At 65.9% G+C, this 14,354-nt stretch carries 15 protein-coding genes; 9 read left to right on the plus strand and 6 right to left on the minus strand.

The genetic code is table 11. The annotated features are described in order from the left end of the window. Positions 1 to 121: transposase domain-containing protein (locus D7X32_RS08900; RefSeq protein ID WP_147450079.1), on the plus strand; the 121-nt coding region annotated here is incomplete at its 5' end. Between the two features lie 839 nt (positions 122 to 960). Here the strand turns inward: D7X32_RS08900 and D7X32_RS08905 are convergent. Beyond that, complete coding sequence (locus D7X32_RS08905; RefSeq protein WP_120602086.1) at positions 961 to 3,207, minus strand: helicase domain-containing protein; 2,247 nt, start codon at positions 3,205 to 3,207, stop codon at positions 961 to 963. 692 nt (positions 3,208 to 3,899) lie between these two features. On the opposite strand from D7X32_RS08905, the gene D7X32_RS08915 reads away from it, so the two are divergent. After that, positions 3,900 to 4,544: a hypothetical protein gene (locus D7X32_RS08915; protein WP_120602149.1), complete on the plus strand. Its 645-nt coding sequence runs from the start codon at positions 3,900 to 3,902 to the stop codon at positions 4,542 to 4,544. Between the two features lie 10 nt (positions 4,545 to 4,554). Then, on the plus strand, positions 4,555 to 5,031 hold the full coding sequence (locus tag D7X32_RS08920) for an SMI1/KNR4 family protein (RefSeq protein ID WP_120602088.1): 477 nt from the start codon (positions 4,555 to 4,557) through the stop codon (positions 5,029 to 5,031). Positions 5,032 to 5,169: 138 nt separating this feature from the next. On the opposite strand, the gene D7X32_RS08925 is transcribed toward D7X32_RS08920, so the two are convergent. The 5 genes from D7X32_RS08925 to D7X32_RS08945 all read right to left on the minus strand — a co-directional run bounded on the left by D7X32_RS08925 (position 5,170) and on the right by D7X32_RS08945 (position 11,502). Further along, positions 5,170 to 7,788 (minus strand): hypothetical protein, encoded by a 2,619-nt coding sequence (locus D7X32_RS08925; protein WP_147450080.1) that lies wholly within the window; start codon positions 7,786 to 7,788, stop codon positions 5,170 to 5,172. Between the two features lie 58 nt (positions 7,789 to 7,846). Next, positions 7,847 to 9,139, minus strand: coding sequence for a tyrosine-type recombinase/integrase (locus tag D7X32_RS08930; RefSeq protein WP_158625635.1), 1,293 nt, complete (start codon positions 9,137 to 9,139; stop codon positions 7,847 to 7,849). A 275-nt stretch (positions 9,140 to 9,414) separates the two neighbouring features. Next, positions 9,415 to 9,618, minus strand: a complete 204-nt coding sequence (locus tag D7X32_RS08935) for a helix-turn-helix domain-containing protein (protein WP_208752365.1) — start codon at positions 9,616 to 9,618, stop codon at positions 9,415 to 9,417. Between the two features lie 575 nt (positions 9,619 to 10,193). After that, on the minus strand, positions 10,194 to 11,054 hold the full coding sequence (locus tag D7X32_RS08940) for a hypothetical protein (RefSeq protein ID WP_120602091.1): 861 nt from the start codon (positions 11,052 to 11,054) through the stop codon (positions 10,194 to 10,196). 184 nt (positions 11,055 to 11,238) lie between these two features. Beyond that, positions 11,239 to 11,502 carry a hypothetical protein gene (locus D7X32_RS08945; protein WP_120602092.1) on the minus strand — a complete coding sequence of 88 codons (264 nt, stop codon included), beginning with the start codon at positions 11,500 to 11,502 and terminating at the stop codon, positions 11,239 to 11,241. 205 nt (positions 11,503 to 11,707) lie between these two features. On the opposite strand from D7X32_RS08945, the gene D7X32_RS47495 reads away from it, so the two are divergent. The 6 genes from D7X32_RS47495 (at position 11,708) to D7X32_RS08960 (ending at position 14,330) form a co-directional block, all read left to right on the plus strand. After that, positions 11,708 to 11,836, plus strand: a complete 129-nt coding sequence (locus tag D7X32_RS47495; protein WP_279635569.1) for a hypothetical protein — start codon at positions 11,708 to 11,710, stop codon at positions 11,834 to 11,836. After that, positions 11,829 to 11,999: a hypothetical protein gene (locus D7X32_RS45375; protein ID WP_158625636.1), complete on the plus strand. Its 171-nt coding sequence runs from the start codon at positions 11,829 to 11,831 to the stop codon at positions 11,997 to 11,999. The genes D7X32_RS47495 and D7X32_RS45375 overlap by 8 nt, the downstream gene beginning before the upstream one ends. Beyond that, on the plus strand, positions 11,999 to 12,352 hold the full coding sequence (locus D7X32_RS08950; protein WP_120602093.1) for a hypothetical protein: 354 nt from the start codon (positions 11,999 to 12,001) through the stop codon (positions 12,350 to 12,352). Before D7X32_RS45375 ends, D7X32_RS08950 begins: the two co-directional genes overlap by 1 nt. A gap of 272 nt (positions 12,353 to 12,624) precedes the next feature. Next, positions 12,625 to 13,422 carry an ERF family protein gene (locus tag D7X32_RS08955; protein ID WP_120602094.1) on the plus strand — a complete coding sequence of 266 codons (798 nt, stop codon included), beginning with the start codon at positions 12,625 to 12,627 and terminating at the stop codon, positions 13,420 to 13,422. Between the two features lie 2 nt (positions 13,423 to 13,424). Then, a complete protein-coding gene (locus tag D7X32_RS44895) occupies positions 13,425 to 13,670 on the plus strand; it encodes a hypothetical protein (protein ID WP_147450081.1) in 246 nt (81 codons plus the stop codon). A gap of 279 nt (positions 13,671 to 13,949) precedes the next feature. After that, positions 13,950 to 14,330 carry a hypothetical protein gene (locus D7X32_RS08960; RefSeq protein WP_120602095.1) on the plus strand — a complete coding sequence of 127 codons (381 nt, stop codon included), beginning with the start codon at positions 13,950 to 13,952 and terminating at the stop codon, positions 14,328 to 14,330. Positions 14,331 to 14,354 lie beyond the last annotated feature (24 nt).

Raw genomic sequence — 14,354 nt, forward strand, 5'->3', positions numbered from 1 at the left:
CGTCAATCCCGAGGAGTACCTGGCCGACGTGCTGCTGCGCGTCCAGACGCACCCGAACGCCCGCATCGGAGAGATGCTGCCGCACGAGTGGAAGCGCCTTCGCGCCGCCGATTCGTCCTGAGCCCCCTGCTCAGGTCCGCCCCGTCAGCCCGCTCTCACACAGGCTCGCGACCACCGCCGAGCACGGTCCCCGTCCCTCTGCAATAGGCTCGGTCACGTCGCTCGCCGGACGGATACGCTGAGCTGGCGCGGATAGACGCAAGCGAGCCGATATCGAGGGTGAGGGCGGCGCCGAGGAGGGGGCGAGGAGGGCCGCTCATGGGGCCACCCGATCCGTGCGCCAGTCGGATGGAGACGCCGCACAGCTCGTTGAGAGACGCGCTGGACATGGCCGCCCTCACATCAGGGGCGAACTAGGAGACCTGGATCTCTTGACGCTGGTGAATTGAGCCTCAACACCCGCAACCTGGGGAGACCTCCGGAGCCGGGGCCCGCCGCACACCCGCCATGTGCAGGCACTGGCGCTCCTGAATCGCTCCCCCCTCCAGCTTCCTCTACGCACGCCAAACCCGCTGCCTCCACACGTCATCCAGGCGAACACATCGCGGTCAAACGTCCTCCTCTCGACTCCGTCTCGTCCACTCGCGGCGTCTCCTCCTTCGGCGACTCCTGCCCGGCCTCTACATGGGGCTCCACGCACACCTCCTCCTTTGCTTGGGGAACAGCGCCGCGAGCACCGCCTCACGAGGATCCCGTGGAGCTGCAGCGACTGCCGCGCACTTCGCGGGAGTTGGATGCCGGATGGCTGAAGGCCGTGTCGCGCGTGGTGAAGGCGATGGTGTCGGTGCGGCTCGCGCTGCATCCAGCCGCTCCGGTGCCCCGGACGAGGGCATCCGGGGCAGGGAAGAAGCGCCGAGCCCCTGGCCAGGTCTGGTTCACCGGCGGGAGCGCGGGCGTGCCCTACTCGTTCGAATCCTGTCGGACAGGCCTGAGTTCAAAGTGGGACTGCAACTCCGCCAGAGGAGTGGTGAGCTTGCGCGGTGCAGTGACCACGAGATGGCGAGCCGCACGTGTCAGAGCTACGTATGTTGAGCGCAGCAACTGGTCCTCGGTCATGTTGCGCTTCGCACGTCCCGGCTCGATGAGGCCGACGCAGTCGAACTCCAGGCCCTTGGTGTGGAGTGTCGGCGTGATGTGCACTGTGTCGCGGTTGTGTAGGTCCACCGCCTTGGATCGACGGCACGAAATATGGTGCTCTTGCAGCAGAGGCTTGACGATGTCTGCCACCTGCTCACGCAGTTCATCGTCATCGCAGATGAGAACGATGGACCACTCTGGATGCTCCCGTTTCAGCTTGATGACTCGGGACGCGAGTTCCGCGAGCCGGGCTTCAACGTTGCCTCCCTGAATCAACTCTGGCTTCTGGCCGCTCAGGTCTTCACGTGCCTCAAAGGGAGCAGTTGTGCCGAAGTGCGCCCGGTAGTAGCTCGCAGCGAGTTCCCCCAATTCGCGCGTCTGCCGGTAATTCTTGCGGAAAAGTCCCACCTGGCCGTCCCCGCCCCCTAGCGAAAATCCACCGTCAGGCCAGGAAGGGAGTCCACCCGGGAACTTCAAGCGCTGCATCAGGTCACCCACGGCGGTGACACAGCGGTACTTCGTGTCCGCCAGCTCCAAAAGCAGTCGGGACTCCACAGGGCTGAAGTCCTGAGCTTCGTCCAATACAAGGTGGCTGACTCGCTCCCAGGGCTTCACGAAGCGCACCGTCGGCGCGGAGGGCACTCCATCTGACATCCAGCGCACCATCCAGCCAATCAGAGGGCGGTCATTCTTCCGAATGCGACCTTCGGTCGCGTGTGAGCGCGCCTCGCGGAGTGCGTTCTCGGCCGCCGTGCGCGACAGCACCTTGGCTTCAACCAAGGCATTCGCATGCCCTGCGAATGCTTCTGACTGAAGAAAGCCGAGGTAGACCTCTCCATGGTTCACCACTTGAGAGGCGAATGCATTGAGGCCTTCGCGAACCGCGATGGCCTGTGCCGAATCTCGCTCGCGCGAGAAGTGCTCGTTGGCGATGCGGAATGCCGAGACAAGCTTCCCAAGTCTCAAGCTTCCTGAGCGCAGGCCCCTCTCCGCTTCCCCAATCTCCCGCAGGTATTCGGCCCTGCGTGCATCCTTCGGACCCAAGCACTGATCGAAGTGGGCCTCGAGTACCGCAAGCGCCGAAGGCCAGCGGCCGCGCAAGGACTGAACGGTCCAACTCTTCAGCGGCTCGAGAATCGCCGCATGCGTCTTGATGGCCGCGAGCGCCTTGCTGTCCTTCAGCGGGTCAGCCTTCACATTGTCGAGTGCATGTGCCCCATCCAGCAGGTTTCGGGTCCACGCATCAATCGAGATGACGGGCACCTGCGGGATGCGCAGTTCCTTGAGCAACCGCTCAAGGTAGCGCACCAGGATGTCGCTGTACGTCACAACCAGAGTTGACTCCTCGGTGAAGTGGGGGGCATCCCGAGGAATATCGAGTTCGTCGTGTTGTGCCTCCAGGGCGTATGCCACCCGCTGAAGTGCGATGGTTGTCTTACCGCTGCCGGGGGCTCCCTCGACGACAAGGTGGCCTCGCAGCGGCATCCGCAGATACGTGTCCTGGGTCCGGTCCGTCTCGAAAATGATTTCGCGCAGGCCGAATGCTGCTGCCGCCACCGGGCCCTCCGGCCGCAGGTCGGATGTAGCTGCATCTATCGTCTGCCGGGCGCTGGCAAAGTCGAATGCTCCCGACAGGGCCTCGTAGCGGCCGTTCCGAAGGTCACCTTGCTGCACTTGGAACCTACCGCGCAGGTCAACGCGGTAGGTCTGTTCTCCCTTGGGAACAACGATCTCCTCTTCCTCTCCCAGATCAAACAGTCGCAGGCGCGCGAGTGGGGAGGTCCATGAGATGATGTGAGCCCCTCCTTGAAGAGCAAGCCCCTGGCGCGCCTTCGTCAGGTAGAGGCGCTTGGCCTCCTTCCCATTGCAGATCGCGTCGATACGCACCGAGAAGGGGTCACCTGCCAGTTCGCGAAACGCCGCATACTGGATCTGCCGCTGCTGGTCCAAGGCCTGTGGACCGAAGACACTCTGCCCTGCCTGCGATGCGCGCTGATTCGCCTCGCGGATGGCGTGGGCCAATGCTGCAAGATCCTCGGTCAAGAGGGCTTTCAGGTTCGACACAGTCATGCTGTCTCTCCAGGAGCTCACAGCATAGCCTACCGTGCTGGTCGTGACGCCAGCGGCGGTGGAGTCAGTCCCCGCCAACGCAAGATTTGCTGTCGGTTTGCGGCGGAAGCATTGGACCCTTGAAATCTTCGCAGCCGCTTGTGCAGCCCGGGAGAAGAAGGCGAAGTGGTATGGCCGCCCTTGGAATGAGGGGGTGGTCGTGACCCCTCCACGAGGCTCATTGTCCCCTCACTCCAAGATGCGCCTAGACTCGCGGCCATGAGACCTCTTCTGCTCTTGTCTCTCCTGTTCATTGGTGTCTCCGCTGAAGCTCGCGGTTCTGTCCGGACCAAGGGTTACACAACGAAGCGAGGGACGTATGTGGCGCCCAGCCACCGGACGAAGGGGAACCATACGAAGGTCGACAACTACTCCACCAAGGGCAACTCCAACCCCTACACGGGCAAGAAGGGCTCGAAATAGCCTGGCCCGCGCTCTGTCTTGTGGCAATGCCACTCCGAAGGCACCTGCAGCACGTCCATGATAAGGCCCTGCCGGCCGAGGCTGCTTTCGGGGAGGAGCGCGCCAATCCACCTTCGTCCAGCGCAGCAGTTGCTGCTGGGAGTGCGCCAGGTACGGAACGCAGGGCGAGTGCCCACGACTGGAAACGACCCTGTGGCCTGTCAGCCCTGGCCGTGCTGTCATGGATTGTCATGACAACCGCTGTGGCCTTCCGCCGCGCCGCGAGCGCTGCTGCGCTCCTCGCTCTTGTCGGGTGCGGGTCCGCAACCGTCGGCGGTGGAGGAAGTCCTGCTCGCGCGAAGTGGGTCAGCCCGGTCGTCACCACGCCGGATGGCGGCCAACTCCGGACGACCATCTACTACGGGCCCTGGCAGTGCAGCGCCGCGTTCCTGACTCGCTGCGAGTCGAAGTGCGCGGCGCAGGGCTACCCCCTCATGGGATGCATGTGGCTGGCCGACATCAAGGGGGACTGGCAGGGGCGCTACCTCTTCATGCCCGCGGAGGCAGGTGGTCGCCTCGCCATCACCCACTGCTGCTGCGACTACCCCAAGGTGGCGGACCTCCAGCGGCGCCGTGACAAGTGGGACAACGCGCGCGAGCGCTTCCGGGATGAGTGGGGCTCCGAGTTCGGCGCGTGGCCGGCGACGAGCGCCGGGAAGAACTGGCCGGGACACCACATCTTTGACCTGGCCCATGGCGGGCCGCCGGTGGCGCCCGACAACGTCCTGCCTGTCCCTGGTGACGTGCACAAGCTCTTCAACGACGAGTACCCCGCCTGCTACGCGCCCGGCAGGAAGTGGCTGACGCCCGGCCCTGAGCGCCCCTACGCGGACTGAGGACGCCACCATGCCCATGGACAGCCTGCTGGCGGAGTTCTCCCGGCTCCACTTTCCCAACGCACCAGCGACACCCGCGCAGATCTCCGCTTTCGAGGCGCGCGTCGGCTGGAAGCTGGACGAGGAACTGCGCGCCTTCTACCTGCACGCGAACGGCGGCACCCTCTTCACGCCGCCGCCGAACACGAAGTACTGCTTCCTGTCGCTGGACGAAATTGTTCGGGCACGGGTCGCCATACGTGGAAGAGACCAGGACAGCGCGGGCCCCGCATCGCACTTCACCCTGGTGGACATGCAGGACACCAACTTCGTCGTCGTGGACGTAGCGAAGCGGGAGGCCGGACACTACCCTCTGCTCGACGCCTTCCACGAAACGTACCCGGACGAGGTGCCGCGCATCGCCTCGTCCTTCGAGGAGTTCTTGGAGAAGGCCCTGCGCAGTGGCAACCGCTCCTTCTGGCTGAGCAGCGAGCCGCCAGAGGAGTGAGCACGCCGGGTCCATGGTGGCCCGTCCACTCGCGTGAGCTGTCCGCGCCGTGCCCACCCACGGCAAGACGAAGACCCTCCCCGGAGCGGCGACGGAGCGTGTTCCCTCCGTCGCCTTCGCGCTTCACGGAGGGAGGCGTTACGGAGTGCGGACCAGGCGGATGCCGTACCAGCTGCCGCCCAAACGTGCGCGTCCGTAGAAGCTGCCAGCCTTCATGGAATACTTGTAGTTGACCTTGGCGGGGGGCGTTCCCGGCGGTCCGGCGACGCCTCCGTTCTTCGCGTACCGGAAGCCGGCGTTCGCGTCGAACCGCCAGGTGTTCTGGTGGCTGTAGCACTGGGGCTTTTCACCCGCCCCCATGACCCACCGGAGCCTGTTCGCGTCATCCAGGTTGGTCACCATCTTCGAGTACGCCTCGTACCGGGTCTTGAACGTGGGGTCGATGGCATCCATCACGTGCGTTTCGATCCCCTTCCAGATGTTGGTGTAGGCATTGCCAATCAGGGAGTTGATGCCACCGTTGGTCCAGCTGGCGATGTCCTGCGTGGTGATCGGATAGTAGGGGACCTTGATGTTGACGGAGATGTTCGCCGTCTTCACCAGCCAGTTTCCGATCTTGTAATCCGCCAGGGTGTTGAACTTGGGCCGGGCCAGCGTGTTGTAGTTCTGGGGATACGGGACGATGTAGTCCGTATCCAGCTTCATGTTGTCCATGCCCACGACGATTTCGTCCGCGTAGGACGGTCCCCAGTAGCCAATCCCCAGGAAGCGCTTGCGACGCTGGAGCTTGCCCTTGATGCCGATCGTGTGGAACCCCACCTCGTAGTCGCCAATGTTGAGCTGGAAGCCCGGAGACTTGGCCTTGAAGACGAAGCGGCGGTTGCCGAAGGGGATGTTCTCGGAGCGCTTGAAGTTCGAGCCCACCGGATAGGGCTGGTAGGCGATCGCGGGCGGAGTGAGGTTGCAGCTCGGTGCCGGAACGATGGTGCTGTCGCAGATGAAGTCCCGCTCGCCGTTGCCGGAATACGCCGCGGCACAGTTCTGGCTGTTCCACAGGTTGGGCGGCTTGGCGCTCGCCGCCAGCTCCACGACCGAGTTGGTCCCCGGGAAGAACTTCCGGCAGTACGCGACCGGATCCAGGTTGGCGCCCGAGACACAGTCGTTGTCCTTCAGCCACGCGCCGCCCGGCGCCTTGTGCGCGTTGACCTTGCCGTACCAGTACGAGATGCGGCCAAGCTCAGCCCCCTTGTTCCGCAGGGGAGCGCTGACGCTCGCCAGGCCCTGCTCCGTGCCGTGGGTGCCCGATCCGGCGGGGCTGCCCACATCCGGGAGCGCCTGGAGCGTGGCGGCGCCGCTGGCGTCGTCATCAAAGCCAAGCAGCTTCACGGAAGGCGTACCGAACCCTCCCACCGTGCGGATGACGCCCGGCATGACCTGGTAGGACCCATTGCCCAGCGACGACTCTCCCGCGATGGACTGGAAGTTGGGGTCGGTGTTGATGGCATAGGCGTTGGCGTTGAACCAGGCGCGGTAGGCCGCGAGCGAGGACAGGTTGACCTGGAACACGCCCATGTTGGTGAGGTGGTACAGCTTGCCCTCGACGACGACCTGGAGGTCGCGGTCGACGAGGCGACGCAGGGTGTCGTCCTCGGTCAGGGCCGCGGCGAGGTCGTCCACGAATTCGCTGTAGGTCACGTCGACAATGGCATCCCCGGCCTGCTCCGAGGGGCGGGCCGTCGCCAGGTACGTCTTCGCGCTCACGAAGTTGGACGGCACCATGTCGTTGGGGTGGATCTCCGCGCTCAGCGTGTAGGCCAGCGTGCCGGAGCAGCTCAGCGCCGAATAGCAACCGAGCCGCAGTTCATACAGGCCCGTGCGGGGCGCGGTGTATGTGATGCGGCTGCCGGTGCCACTGCACGCGTCGTCGCTGGCCACGAGTTCGACGTTGCCCTCGGCATCGATGAGGCGCAGGTAGGAATCACCGGCCACCGAAGAACCCGTGACACCACACGTGCCCGCGTCGATCACCTGCCCCTGGGACAGGTGGAGGACCAGGGTGGAGTAGCCCGCGGTGGCGCTGGTCGTGGTCGCGCCGCTGTAGCTCCGCGCGCCGCTGAGCACCGCCGTACGGCCCGGCGTCAGGACCGAGTACCCCACGGTGCCGCTACAGGTTCCCGTGGAGAAGCAGCCCATGCGGACTTCGTAGACGCCGGCGGTGGCGGCCGTGAAGGACAGGCGGCTGCCCGTGGTGCCACACGCGTCATCGTTGGCCGTGACCTCGGTGCCATTGAGCATCAGGCGCAGGTAGCTGTCGCCCGTGACCGAGGCTCCTTCGAGATCACAGGTGCCCGCCTCGAAGACCTGGCCCGCATTCAGCTTCACGGTGAACGACGGAGAGTTGGTCGTCGCGCTCGCGGTGGCGGTGGCGCTGAAGGGAGTGACGCCGCTGCTCCCGGTGCTGGCCGAAGTCGCGTCGGCGACCGTGTCCAGTGCGGAATAGAAGTCGGCGAAGCCGCTGGCCGTAGCGAAGTTCAGGACGCCGTTCGGGAAGTTGCTGTCCACGAGCAGCGTCGGCGCGACCCAGGGGCCCGGCGGATAGGAGGCCTCGAACTCCTCATCCACGAGCGCCTGGGTCTGCTCCGGCGGGTGCTCGGGCTCCACGGGACCTGGAACGTCTTCGCCGCCACATCCCCCGAGACCGAGCGTCAGGGTGACCAGCAGCAATGCCTTGAGGGGTGTCTTCACCGCGCGTTTCATCCGAACTCCGCTTGACCGGGGGGCCTTGTGAAATTCCGCATTGCTGGAATATCAAGGTTCACTGCTTAACCATGAATATACAATTTTCCACCCATGGTAAAGTCCACCGGCACGGGGCGATCCGCCTTGGGCCCCTGCCAGCGTCACGCGCCCGGTGGGGGATGACGTAGAGGAAGGACGGGAGCCCTCCGGGTACCCGATCCAGCGAACGCGCCTGAACGTCACCGGACAGCAAAACGCCCTGCTTCCCGTGGGGTTGGGAAGCAGGGCGAGTGACCCCGACAGGAATCGAACCTGTGGCCTGCGGTTTAGGAAACTGGCCAGTGGGGATTGAGCGGCCTTCCCCAGCCTTCCTCTGCCTTGCCAAACCTTCGTTTTTATTCACGTTTCGGCCTCCATGTAGGTCCTCAACCTTCCTTGGTAATACCTGCGCTTCCTCAGTCTTCACGCCACGTGGACGCCACGGGTCGAGCGTCGCCGCCACGGCGTCGGAGCCCGCGCGAACGTGCTCAGGCAGCGCCACCGCGTAGTGCGCGCGCGTCGTCTCCACGTCCGCGTGGCCCAGCACTTCGGCCACCAGGCGGATGTCCTTCGTTGTCTGGTAGGCCACCGTCCCCCACGTGGAGCGCAGGTGCTTGAAGCGCAGTGTGAGGGGAGTGCCCTTGGGCCACAGCTGGAAGTTGCACCGCGGGCACCGTGAGGGGGCATCGTTCTGGCGCTCCTCCCGGAAGCCGCAGCCTTTGCGCCGACACACGTGCGTCCAGGCCTGCACCAGGCGGGCCCGCACGAGGGCGCGGCGGATGATGTCGTGGATTCGCCAGCTCGGCCCGAAGGGCTTAGTCGTTCCGGGCCGCGGGAAGAGGTGGGGGCCCGGCGTCGCTAGCTGTTCCTCAAGCGTCGGTACCAGCACCTCGGGAATGGGCACCCGACGCTCGCGCCCACCCTTCGTGGTGTCGCGGTGTCCGCTCCGGCGCACGAGGAGGTAGCGCTCCACGAGGTGGACCTCGTCCTTGCGCAGCACGCGCACCTCGCCCTTGCGGAGTCCCGTCAGCACGCTGGTGGCAACAGCCGGGCGATGCTCCGGGCTCAGGGCGGCGAAGAGCTGGGCGACCTGCTCCGGCGTGTAGAAGCCCACTTCGCGCTTGGGCACTCGCACCTTCCCAGCCTTCTTGAAGGGATTGGGCCCGGAGAAGAGGCCGGCCTTCTCGTCCAGGAACGAGTAGAGGCCCTGCCCTGCCATCCGCACGTGCTCACGCGACTGGGGGGAGAGCTTCGTCAGCTTCGCGAGCACCTGAAGCACGTCCGCCGGCGTGACGGAGTCCACGAGTCTGGTGCCCAGCGCCGTCGCCACGTAGCGCAGCTTCTGCTCCAGGTTGCGCTTGCTGGCGAACTCCGGCGGAAGTGCATCGAGCCGCATGCGGATGGCCGCAGCCACGGTCGGTACCTCTCGTCGCTCCGCCTCCAGTCCGGCTTCCTCTCGCCACGCGCGATGCTCCACTTCGTGCGCTTCGCGGCGCGCCTCAGTGAGCGTTCTCGCGGGAATGACCCGACGGTGCGGCTTACCGTCCTTCCCCACCCAGCCAATCCGGAACTTCCCTGACGGCAGCTTCTGCGCCCAGGCCACGGTTACTTCCCTCCCCGCTGCTGCATCTCACGCCAGGCCAGGAGCCGCGCCGGGTCGAACCGCAGTGAACCGCCCACCTTGAAGCTGGGAACGCTGCCCTCTGCCGCGAGGCGGTAGAGCGTCTTCTCGCTGATGGCGAGGAACTGGGCGGCACGCCGCACGTCCCACGCGTCCTGCATCTGGCCGTTGCTGACTTCGCTGTTCATCGACTTCTCCCACCGCCTGCGGCACTGAACGAAGGATTAGGTTTGAAGTGTGACAACAACCTGAAAGGTTGTCACCCGGGCCGCACGGTGCCTGGACTGGAGAACCAGCCAGGGTACGCGCGCGTAGAGCAACTGCCGCGCCAGTTCAGGGTTTAAGCGCGGAGGGGGCGCTTCTCGTCAGCGCCAGTTCGAGTCCTCGACGACAGCGCACCGCCCCCGGCACGCGAGGGCTGAGCCTCGACGTGGGGAGCGCGAGCGACGGAGGTGCCATGCATGGACGCACCGTCCGAGCCTGTGGATCCTGTGCGTGGGGAGCGAAGCGGCGCTGCGTGCGATGACGTCCCATGGCGACCCCAAAACAGGCCCCGCTGGTGCCTAGAGAACACCAGCGGGAACCCGCGGACACACCTGCAGCACCATCACGTGGTTACAGGGCCCTATCACCGGCCAGACCATCACGACCAACCGGTGAATTCTGTGGTGAAGCTTTGGGATGCCCGCCGTCTCTAGGTCAGCGGGTGCTGCGGTACTGCTTCAGTAATCGTTACTGCTGGTGCGACTGAAAAGCAAGTCGACTACTTCGAGATCGAGCGCGAAGCGCCGTCTTCCGGCTCCGCCTTCACCGGCGCGTAACACCCGCCCTTGTACTCGTAGAGGTCATCAGGACACGGCGGAGCGTCCTCAACATCCGCCTTCACCCAGCAACCGCCGTTGATCTCCTTCTGACTTCCGCGGCAGGGCGGCCTGCGCTGCACCTTGAAGGGCCGGGACGGCATGTCGCGAGCGATGAAGGGAGACACCTCGCTGACGAGGAGCACAGGCGCCTCGATCTCTTCGACCGCAGTCTGCCCAACGCCATTGGCCAGGACGGTGGACTCAGGCGTCTGGAGCTCCGCGACAACCGTGCTGGGAGGCTCATTGGATGGCGCGTGCTGGCGCTGCGGCCAAATGAGGTTGCCAAGAAACGCCGCAACGAGCAGTCCGAGCGCAGCGTCCTTCCAGTGCTGGACGACGAACGCCCTGCCCCTGTTCGCATGACGTCGCGCCAAGCCACGCCAGCGCTGTGCCCGGGTGAGCGGCGGTGACAACAGGTGCTCACGCAGCTCCGGCGCCCCCATGGCGCGGTCCAGAAGCTTCGGAAGATCCTCGCTCACAGCTACCAACTCCTCGTGCACCTTGGCGGTAGCCGCCGCGTGCGGCAGTCGCACCTGGAGCGCGCGGAACGCGGGGGAGTCGGAGGACGTCCAGGTGACCTCGAGGGACGCGCTGGGAAACTGCTCCAGCACTTCCTCCGGCGTTGTCTGGAGGAGCTGCGACTCCTCAACCTCCGGCCTGACGACGATGGCTGGCAGTCCCGTTTGGACGTGGCGCGCCAGGAAGACGTCACCCTGCTCCGTCCGGCGCTCAATGCACCGGCTCAGGTGGTACTGCCCCACACGGCCGGTCTGCCGGCCCTCGTTGGCGCGCGGCTCTCCCGGACTCGCACCACCACCTCCGCGCGCCCGCTGAGACGCACCACCGCCCCGGCTATTCACACCGCTGCCCATCGCGCACTCTCGCTCGCCTGCCTGGAGGGGACTCCAGCGACCTGACTCTACGGCGTTTCCCTGACTCTCCGGGCTACTTCTTCGGCGACCGTCCGCGGCGCGGGGCTTCATGAGGCTCCGGCGTCGTCGAAGCCAGCGCGTCACTCTGCTCCGCCTTCTTCTCGCGGTAGTCGGCGATGGCCCAGCGGAGGAAGTGCTCGCACACGTCGCTGATCGTCCGCTTCTTCTCGGTTCCGCTCTCGACCTCAGCGATCTCCCTCAGCTCCTCCCACATCGACTCAGGGAGATAGACCGTGGAGCCCTTCTTCTTCTCTTCAGGCGGGGGAAACAGCGGCATGGGGCGCTCACTTTCGACGGCTCTCTGCACTGCTGGCCTCCTTTCGTATGCGTCGGTCGCAGTTCGGTCAACGACGCAAAGATGTAGTCGCCAAGAACTCCAACGTCAAACTTGCACTAAACTAAATTTAGTTTAGATTGACGTTCATTGAGGCGGACGGACGGGGCTCCACACGGGAGAGGGCGGATGGGCGGGCGCGAGTCGGGTGGCCGACGAGGACGCCAGCAGGAGCAGCACGGACACCAGCGAGTCAGGGCAGGCGAAGCGCGCGAAGGCGAAGCAGCTGTGCAACTCGGGGCACGCGGTGCCCCAGAAGGAGGAGTGCCGTGGCTGAGAAGAAGACGAAGGCGCCGCGCGAGGTGCTGCGCGCCTACTTCGATGAGCACGAGGTGGAGCCGGAGGTTCTGCGCGCGTGGCAGGAGCTGGACACCACCATTGGAGGCGTGGCGCTCCGCATGGAGGATGACGTCGCTCGGCTGAAGGGCGGCGCGAAGTAATGCCCCTGCACGAGCTGGCCGAGGCGCTCACCGTCCTCGCTCGTGAGGGCTGGACGCCGCCGGACCGCGACGCGGCGAGCCTCGCGCAACAGGTGCGCGAGCTGGAGGCGCAGCAGGCCCAGACGCAGGAGGCGCTGCAGGCCGTCGAGTACCTCCAGGAGGCGTGCGAGCCCGACGGCACCGACGCCACGCGCGAGCGGTGGCTGCGCCTCCAGCGCCGCGTCACCAGTTCGCGACTCCAGTTGGCCCGCCTCAACGAGGCGGAGGTGTATCTGCGCGCGGAGTTGGAGCGCCAGGTGTGGCTCGCGCAGCACCTTCGCGCGCGGGCCGAGTCGCAGCGGGCCGCCGCGTAGCACGTCAGACCTCATTGGCAAGACGAAGGCATTCAACCTGAGAGGTTGCATTGCCGAATGGACGCCGCTCCCCCTGCCCCGCCTACGCCGAGCACCCGGACAGAAGCTGGGTGCTGTGCGAGCGCGAGTATGGACACGAGGGACGGCACCGGTGTCGGGACATGGAGTGGGACTGCCTCACCCCGGAGGACGAGGTGCAGGCCGAGTTGCGAGAACTGCTGCGCCAGGCCGAGCAGGCCGCAGGCGAGCACTACGAGTAGGAGCGGACGGCAATGACGGGCACCAACACAACCACGGGCACCGCGGAGAAACCGCCGGAGCGCAGCTTGGTGCGCAAGCTGGCCGAGGTCATGGGCGAGGTGGAGCGCGTCCCGAAGTCAGGGCGCAACGACTTCCACCGCTACGACTACGCGACCGAGGCAGACATCGTCTCGGCCGTTCGGAAGGCCATGGCGGACCGCGCCCTCATGCTGATTCCCTCCGTGGTGAAGACGGAGTGGCGCGAGGTGGAGCGCAACAAGGGCGGCAAGGACCGAATCGCAACGCTGACCGTGCGCTTCACACTGACCGACGGCGACAGCGGCGAAGAGCGGTCGTTCGAGGTGCTCGGCGAGGGGCAGGACCAGGGCGACAAGGCCACGTACAAGGCGCTCACCGGAGCGGTGAAGTACGCCTTGCTCAAGCTCTTCCTGATTCCCACTGGCGATGACCCGGAGGATGACGGGCAAGGCCAAAGCCAGCAGTCCCAGCGCGGAAGCCAGCAGCGCCCTCGTCAAGCAATGGACGACGGACCGCCCCCTCAGCGCACGGGTGCCCCGGCTCCTCGCACTACTCCTCGGAGTGGAGGTGCCGACGACGTCGCCGCCGCCATCGTCTCTGAAGCCGAGCAGGTGACCAAGGAGGAGTTCCCCGCGCTCTACGGGCGTGCACAAGGCCTCCCCAAGGGGAGCAAGGCTCGGGAGGTGGCGGGCGAAGCCGTGAAGGCCTCCGCAAAGCGCCTGGGCTTCTCTGCCAAGCAGGTTGCCGCCATGCAGAAGCCGGTGGGACGCGAGCCCGGCGCGGAGGGCTGACCGTGCGCCGCTGCCGCCCGCGCAAGCCGTCCTCCGAAGTCGTTCGGCACCGGTCCAACCGGGCCGAGTACTTCGCGGGCCTGCGCGCACTGCGCGGCGAACAGCAGGAACTGCCAGCGCCGCGCCAACTCGACGTACGCGTGGACTGCTGCGCGAAAGCAACCATCCAGGACTGCGCGTGTGGTGGCTCGCGCGTCTGCCCGGACCATGGCGGCCCGGTGTGCTTCGGGAAGTTCAGCCACGACTGATTGCGCAGCACCGCGCGTTCCGACAGCCGCATCACGCGGCCCGGGCCGATCTCCTAGCGCGCGGGGTTGCAACCCGGTGGCATTGGGCCACCGGGCCTTGTCGGTGGAGCGGCCAGCACAACACCTGGCTGGACGGAGCGTTCCACCTCACCCCGCGCGGCATAGGGCCTCGCGGGGCCTCTCACGGCGCTGGCGTTGAGCGCTGCCCGGCGAGGGCGGTCCCCACTCCCGTCCTCGCCGGGTCCTTCTCTCGCAGTGCCACCACAAGAGGCCGTCCTCATGAACGAAGTCGTCGCAGCGATCATCCTTGGCGTGTTCCCCACAGCCCCGCAGAAGCGAAAGCTTGAGAAGTTGCGCGGTCCGGACGGTGAGTTCGTGGGCTTCCCACTCAAGGACGTCCCCTCCTTCATTGATGGCTCCACGACCGGAAGCGGTGTGCCCGCCGCCCTCGGCATCCCCGTGGCCATCGCGAACAGGTTCAAGGAGGCCCCCGGCGCCGTGGACCTTCCCGTCTGTCGCGTCGAGGACTTGTCCAAGGTGCTGAAGAAGCCGCTGGCCTTGGCGACGAAGCGGTGGAAGCAACTCGCGAAGTGGGCTTCCGCGAATGGCGTGGAACTCGGAGAGCCATCGCTGATCCTCGGACACATCAACAGAGGCTGAGCCCCACGAGCAACACCGCGCCAC

The sequence above is a fragment of the Corallococcus carmarthensis genome (assembly GCF_003611695.1).
GTDB classification, from domain to species: domain Bacteria; phylum Myxococcota; class Myxococcia; order Myxococcales; family Myxococcaceae; genus Corallococcus; species Corallococcus carmarthensis.